5 protein-coding genes and 2 pseudogenes are annotated in these 7025 nt (G+C 62.6%); 2 read left to right on the top strand and 5 right to left on the bottom strand.

Annotated features, from left to right (window positions below; all coding sequences use genetic code 11):
- Positions 1-181, top strand: a 181-nt coding sequence (locus AC5JJ1_RS10050) for a DDE-type integrase/transposase/recombinase (protein WP_495784983.1), incomplete at its 5' end; no start/stop codon positions are given.
- A 245-nt stretch (positions 182-426) separates the two neighbouring features.
- Here the strand turns inward: AC5JJ1_RS10050 and AC5JJ1_RS10045 are convergent.
- Positions 427-2214, bottom strand: coding sequence for a transglycosylase domain-containing protein (locus tag AC5JJ1_RS10045; protein ID WP_495784982.1), 1788 nt, complete (start codon positions 2212-2214; stop codon positions 427-429).
- 255 nt (positions 2215-2469) lie between these two features.
- On the opposite strand from AC5JJ1_RS10045, the pseudogene AC5JJ1_RS10040 reads away from it, so the two are divergent.
- Positions 2470-2750: pseudogene (locus AC5JJ1_RS10040) on the top strand (transposase); the annotation flags it as partial.
- A gap of 228 nt (positions 2751-2978) precedes the next feature.
- On the opposite strand, the gene AC5JJ1_RS10035 reads toward AC5JJ1_RS10040, so the two are convergent.
- The 4 genes and pseudogenes from AC5JJ1_RS10035 to AC5JJ1_RS10020 form a co-directional block, all read right to left on the bottom strand.
- Positions 2979-4268 (bottom strand): PQQ-dependent sugar dehydrogenase, encoded by a 1290-nt coding sequence (locus tag AC5JJ1_RS10035; protein ID WP_495784981.1) that lies wholly within the window; start codon positions 4266-4268, stop codon positions 2979-2981.
- Entirely contained in the window at positions 4265-4651 is a 387-nt protein-coding gene (locus AC5JJ1_RS10030) for a DUF2231 domain-containing protein (RefSeq protein ID WP_495784980.1), read from the bottom strand. The genes AC5JJ1_RS10035 and AC5JJ1_RS10030 overlap by 4 nt, the downstream gene beginning before the upstream one ends.
- Before the next feature lie 598 nt (positions 4652-5249).
- Positions 5250-5978 carry a flavin reductase family protein gene (locus AC5JJ1_RS10025; RefSeq protein WP_495784979.1) on the bottom strand — a complete coding sequence of 243 codons (729 nt, stop codon included), beginning with the start codon at positions 5976-5978 and terminating at the stop codon, positions 5250-5252.
- Between the two features lie 190 nt (positions 5979-6168).
- Positions 6169-6833: pseudogene (locus tag AC5JJ1_RS10020) on the bottom strand (IS6 family transposase).
- Between the last annotated feature and the right edge of the window lie 192 nt (positions 6834-7025).

The raw sequence follows: 7025 nt of genomic DNA, 5'->3' as shown, positions 1-7025 counted from the left end.
AGGATCCCTCAATCAACGCCGTGCAGCAGCAAACTTTGCCAACCTAGAAAAAAAGAGACTGGAGCAAGACCATCGCGGCGTGAAAGAACGCATCCGAGGTATGCGCGGCTTCAAAAGCTTCGACGGAGCGCAGCGGTTCTGCCGAAGCTATGACAAACTCCGCAACCTACTCCGCCTTTGAACCAGCCAAAAGCAGCACATCCTGCCAACCGCCGTCGCCTGCTCATCTCCGTCGTGCCACCGCTGCGCTCGCCATGCTCGGGGCAGCGTGGATGGAGCTCGCTGTCCAACACGTGACGCCGGGTTTGGCGTGAGCACTGACAAAACCAAAGCAAGGCAGGCTGCCCAAATTGCATCAGCATAAGCCGGGCGCGTCACCGCACCGGACAGCAGTTTTACCAGAGATCGCAAGGGCTGATTACCCCGTTACGCGTTCCGATGGGCATCGATCATTACCGCGCGCCAGATCTGCGCAGGCAAGCCACCGCCTGACACGCCAAGCATCGGTCTGCTGTCACTGTTCCCGAGCCAGACACCGGCGACGTACCGCTCGGTGAAGCCGATAAACCAAGCATCACGGCTGTCGGTGGTCGTGCCCGTCTTGCCTGCCGCCCAGAAACCTGGGTCAGCAGCCCTTCCCGTACCCCTTTGCACAACACCAGCAAGCAGCTGTCGCATCATGTCGGCCTTTTGCGGCTGCAAGACCTGGCGAATCTCGGACCTCGCCGGTAGCACGCGTGTCAGCAACTCGGCACCGGCCGGATCCTGAACCCGCTGCACCGAATAGGGAACGACCATCCTGCCCCGATTGGCGACGCTGGCGAAGGCGCCCGTAAGATCGACAAGCCTCGCCTCGTAGGTGCCGAGCGCCAAGTCGCCCGCTTCGCCCTCAACCTCGTCCGCCACGCGTAGCGCCTTGATTACATCCCTTGTTTCGCGCGCATTCTGCAATGCCAGACGAACAGCGGCCGTATTGGACGACCGCTCCAGCGCCACGGCCAGCGTGATATCGCCGAGGTATCGGTCGTCGAAGTTCCTCACGCTTCGCCCTCCAAGCGTCAGGGCAGCATCGCTGACATTCGTGTCAGGCGTATATCCTGCCCCGAGCGCCGCCAAGTAGACGCAGAGCTTGGCTACAGATCCTGGCTGACGTCTGGCCTGGGTAGCGTGATCCCATTCCTTACGCCGATAGTCGCGTCCACCGACGAGCGCTAGGACCGCGCCGTCGTATCGCATGACGACGACTGCGCCTTCCTCGATCTGCCTTGTCTGGGCGTGCTGCCGTAGGACAGCCTCTAGCTGTCTTTCGGCGGCGACCTGGATCCGCAGGTCCAAGGTGGTTGAGATGGTTCGCGTGCCGCTCCGCTGCGACGGTACGGAGTTGGCGTTGGCCTCGTTCTCCGCCCAACGGGCGAACCACCCGATACCAGTGCTGCGGGGGTAGAAGCCGCCCCAGGCTGATCGGGACGGCGTCACTATGACGTTCTGCGCTTTGGCGCGGTCTGCCACGCTCCGATCGAGGGAGCCCGTTTCGACCATTTGTTCAATGACCCGGATGCCTCGGTCGCGGGACAGCTCGAAATTCCGGTGCGGGTTGAATCGGTTGGGCGCCGGAAGCAGCCCAACCATCATAGCGGATTCGAGGATGCTGAGGTTGCGCGCGTACCTATCAAAGTAGACCCGGGCAGCGGCCTCGATGCCATAAGCGTTGCCCCCAAAAAACACTCTATTCAGATAGACGTACAGGATGTCCTCTTTGGTCAGGTTGAGCTCCAGAATGGGCGCTAGGACAGGCTCCTCGAGCAGCTTTCGGACGATCGGGCTGTGTTCCCGAAGGTACACCTCCTTGATGGTCTGCTGGGTCAGCGTGCTGCCACCCTGGGTCCGCCCGGTGAGCGTCGACCAGACCGCGCGTGCCATTGCCCTGGCGTCCAGCCCCCAGTGTTCGTAGAACCGCCGGTCCTCGCTCGCCACGAGCGCGTTAATGAGATGACGGGGAAGTTGGGTAAAAGGCACCGGCGGCCCATAGTATGCTCCGCGCGCGCCGACGAACTCGCCTCCCGCGTTGAGGATGCGCACGCCGTCATGGCGGTTCTCGGTGATCAGCCCAGTGGCGTTGGGGAATTCGAATGCCTCAGCGGGCTGTGACGCCGCGGCTGCCAGCCCCAGCAGTGTAAGAAGACGCCTTCGGTCTATCCTGCCCTCGGCTGGCACGGTTGGTCTGGCCTCCTGGCAAAGCAGGTCTCGGGAACCGCGGCCTCGCGGCGATCGCGTCTGTTCCACAACGATGGCCAAATTCCTCAGAGGAGGATAGGGCACCGACGGGACTTTGTTGCAGCGGTCACCGGCCGGGGTGGCTCTGGGTAGGGTGAGACCGGGGCGAGGCCCCTTCACCCTACAGGGGGATCCCTCGTGCCGTTCAAAGGGAACGCCGCTCGGCGCCACCACATTCCAAAACAGTGACACAGGGTGACCAACTGGGCCGAGTACGAGGCCGGCCTGCGGGCTCGCGGCAGCCTGACGGTCTGGTTCACGCCGGAGGCGGTGGAGGCCTGGAAGGCCGAGCAACGCGCTGGCCGTGGCGGGCAGCCCTTGTATTCGGCCTTGGCGATCGCCTCAGCCCTGACGCTGCGGGTGGTGTTCCGCCTGGCGCTGCGCCAGGCCGAGGGGCTGATCGCCTCGTGCTGCAGTTGCTCGCCCTCGACCTACCGGCGCCGGACCATAGCACCCTGAGCCGCCGGGCCGAAACGCTGGTGGTGCCGCGGCCGCAGGTAGGGAGTTCGTCGACCCATACAACACGGCGATTCGAGACGCATTGCCACGCGTCACCCCGGACGAATGCCGAAGCTACTTCGCCGCTCAAGGGTATGAGCCTGAATGATCGGATTCCGCTCTAGCCGAGGCACCGCAAGGATGCAACAGAACCTAAAATTTCAATAGCGCTACGCACATCCACAGCGTTCCTCCAGGCGGCAGTGTTACCGGTTCGCCGTAACCCTCCAGACCGTGTTCGACAGGTCGTCGGCAACGATCAGGGCACCCCGTGGATCCACCGATACCCCGACAGGCCGACCGCGCGTATTGCCATCGCCATTCAGGAAGCCGGACACGAAGTCGACCGGGTCACCAGTGGGCTGGCCATCACGGAACGGCACGAAGACGACCTTGTAGCCAACGGCGTTGCTCCGGTTCCAGCTACCATGCTCGCCGACGAACACCCCGTTCGCGAAGGCTGCGCCCATGGCCGGGGTCGAGAAAGCGACGCCGAGTGCCGCTACATGTGCGCCTAAGGCGTAGTCGGGGCGGATCGCCGCAGCGACGCGTTCCGGATTGTGCGGCTGCGCGCGGGTATCGACGTTCTGGCCCCAGTAGCTGTAGGGCCAACCGTAAAAGCCGCCCTCGCGCACCGAAGTCAGGTAATCCGGGACGAGGTCAGAGCCGATCTCGTCGCGCTCGTTCACCACCGCCCAGAGCTGGCCCGTTTCCGGCTGGATCGTGAGGGCTGTGGGATTGCGAAGACCTGTCGCGTACGGCCTGTGCGCGCCTGTTTGGGGGTCAACCTGCCAAACCATGGCCCGGTCGACCTCGGCTTCCATTCCGCGCTCAGTAATGTTGCTGTTGGAGCCGATGCCGACATAGAGGAACTGGCCGTCGGGGCTGGCGATCATCGCCTTCGTCCAGTGATGGTTGATCGCCGATGGCAGGTTCGTCACCAGCGTCGGCGGCCCGCTCGCCTGTGTCTGGCCCTCACGGTAGTCGAAGCGCACCACTGCATCCTGATTGGCGACGTAGAGGACGTCGTTAACCAGCGCGAGGCCATAGGGTCCGTTCAGGTTCTCCGCGAAGATGCTCCGGCTTTCGTAGGTGCCATCGCCGTCGGCGTCGCGCAGCAGCGTCAGCCGGTTACCGCCCGGCACCGAGGTTTTGCCCCAGCTCTTGATAATCCCCGCGATGAAGGCCTTGGGATTGAGCCGAGGGGCGCCCTGCCCGCCCGTTCCCTCCGTGACCAAGATGTCGCCATTGGGGAGGACAAGCGTCTGACGCGGGATTCTGAGATCCATGGCGATGGCCTGGATCGTGTAGCCCTGTGGCACCGTCGGACGATCATTGCCCCAGGCTGCCTGGCGGGGAATCGTCATGTCGGGCAACAGGCCGCGATGCGGCTCTGGGAGACTCGGGTTGGCACCGTGCTGCTGCGGGGCGGGTTGGCTGTCGCAGGCGGAAAGGGCAAGCGCCGCGACGCCGATCAGAAGAACTGCGCGCATCATGCTGCCTCCCTCAAATGATAGCCTGAGTAACTCATCCAGGCTGCAACGAGCGCGAGGATGGTCGTAACGGCGGACAGGTAGAGCGCCTCGGGCATGATTGCGAAGGCGTCCTTCGAGTGAACGAGGGCATCGACGAAGCCGAGTACCCACATGGCGAGCAGCACGAGGAAGTAGATAGCCGCACGCTTCCTCCGCGCCGAATCGCTCCGGATCAGATCGATCAATGTCCAGAGCAGAGCGAAGGCGCCGACGAACAATCCGCCTGCGAGAAGCCAGGATGAGAAATTGGACCACTGGATTTGAAAGCTTGACCGGTAGGCAAAATCGCTGAGCAATGCGCCAAGGAAGAGCGGGAGGGGGAAGGCGAGCAGGATCGCGTGCAAGGGGTGAAGCGGCCTGGCTGATCTTGATACGGAGACAGCAACCAAGGTGGATCCTCTCGTTTTTCGACCCGATCTGGCGATGCGCAAAAGCCGACCGGCGTCCACCGGCGATGCTGATGGTTCAACGAGAGCGCGATTACTTGGTTGCAGCGCCGCAGTCTGCCTCCCGAGCGATGCTGCTGCCGCTCTGGATGTAGCGGCGGTCGGAGTGCTGCACTGTCTGTGTTTGCTGTCCACCCACCTCCGCGTTAGTTTGAGTTAGAGTACCATCGGCCAAGCACACTCGATCGAGCGATTGAGCCGAGATCGCATGACGGCAAGAATGCTCCGCCTAGAGAGTTGGGGCGTCATAATCCCTTGTGATAGGGTCTGCTTGTAGCAAGCGGTGCGGAGCTTGCGACAATTCCAAAAAGCTTACGTATCGGAAGTTTCGACGGAACGCCGCGGCAACGACCGGATGCTTATACGACTGTGACATGAGGAGAGAATCATGCTCCCGGTGCAGCGCGCTTCCATATCGCGCCTTATCCAACAACTAGTGTCTGCGATCATTCATAAAATCCTTCATGGGAAGAACGGTATTCAATGGTTCCGAAGATTAGCGGCCCCGTTGCACCTGCTTTCGGTTCGGAATGGCCCTCGCCGCGTCGACATCGGGGCTTCTGTAGAGTGCTTCGGGGATGCAGGAGAGCCGGGAAGCATGCGCCTGCCCCGGCGCGAGGCCGTATAACTGTTGGAAGCTCATGACGAGCGGGCGCCATCTGTCCGGGTTTACCCGGTCGCAGTGCCCGTCGAGCAAAATTGCCTTCGCCAGATGTACACGTCGGATGCGAACCTCGAAAATCACCGAGCGGCCGCGAACCGCTTCGTCGTTCTCAGCAAGGTTGCCCCAGTGCTCGACTGTCGCCTCGAGGTGCACCGGGCATTCCAGCGCACGCGGCGGAGCGACCGTCTCGAATGCCACCGGCGTGAGCTCGGCCAATTCGAACTTGCGTCCTTCAAAGCGGTAGCCTCTGCCGACTTTGCCGGGTGGCGCCGGATCGGAGCCGGTGGTCAGGGCGAGGCGATCCACTGCGTCCACCTGCTCAACGGACGGCAGGTTGAGGACGCACTCGCCGGTACGCTTCAAGTTCTCCGTCGTTTTAGACGCTGTGGCCAAGCCAAGGACGCAGTGCCACCCCAGCCAGAACGCCGACGACATCGGGGCCAAGTTGAATGTGCCGTCTTCGTTTGCCGAGCTGATCAGGACAACAGGCGTGCCGAAGTACAGAATGGCCGGCTCCGCCGTTCTATGAGTTTGCGCATGCGGGAGGCTGGCTTGGCTCATCGAATCCTCGTCGCCGGTTGTGGATCGATGTAGTGGCCCTGGCCGAGACCGGGCCGCCATCCGAATCTTGCGGCCGAATGCGCGATCGGTGCGACGTGCCGGGCTGCGTTTGCCAAGCCTTGGCAGCCTCTCGGATGGATTGTGTTGCAGAGTTTGCGGCAGGCTGTGACTGGCCGCGACAAGCTTCAAATCAGGCGGTGACCTGAAACAGCTCGGCGACGAAGGTAGCATGCGCCCGCATGTCTCGTCCGCCAACCTTTCGACCCTGCCCCTTCCTGATCATCGCCATCGCCTCGTAGCCTGCCAGCGATCGTCGTGCGGTATGGAGACTGCCGAAGCCAAGCCCTGGTCTGACCAGGCGTTTCATGCGCCGATGGTCTTGTTCCAGTATGTTGTTGAGGTACTTGCATTGTCGTGGCCGCGAGCGTCGGCACAGCTCGCCGCCCTTTTTCATCTGCTCGATGGCGCATGGGTAGGCCGGGTTCTTGCCCACGGTGATGGTGCGCGGGTTCACCGTATGCGGCTGGTTCAGCGCGTTGCGGAAGAACCGCTCGCGGCCCCCGCGTCCCGCTTGGCGGAGAGCAGAAAGTCGATCGTCTGGCCGCGGCTGTCCACCGCCCGACACAGGTAGCTCCAGCGGCCCTTCATTCGAACACAGGTCTTGTCGACCCTCCACGAGCCGTAGCTCGAGCGCAGGTGGGATCGGATCCGTTTCTCGATGTCCGGCGCATAGGTCTGGACCGAGCGGACGATGGTGGTGTGTGCGATCTCCACGCTGCGGTCGGCCAACATGAGTTCGAGATCGCGGTAGGTCACCGGAAACATGAGGTACCAGCGGACTGCCCAGAGGAGCACCTCGGCCTTAAACTACCGCCCTTTGAAGAACTGATCTGGCCTCACCGAGACCACTCGCCGCCGTCTCGCCATGCCGAGGTTTGTACCTGCTCGAGGATGCTCCGCAGCCTCGGAACAGAACCTCAAGCACGACCTCATGCTGATCCACCGCGCGCCAGAGATAGTGCAGCTCGCCATTTATCTTCAGGAACA

Source organism: Belnapia sp. (assembly GCF_059504005.1).
Note: the sequence above shows the minus strand (reverse complement) of the source record. Positions and strands in the feature narration are given on the sequence as shown.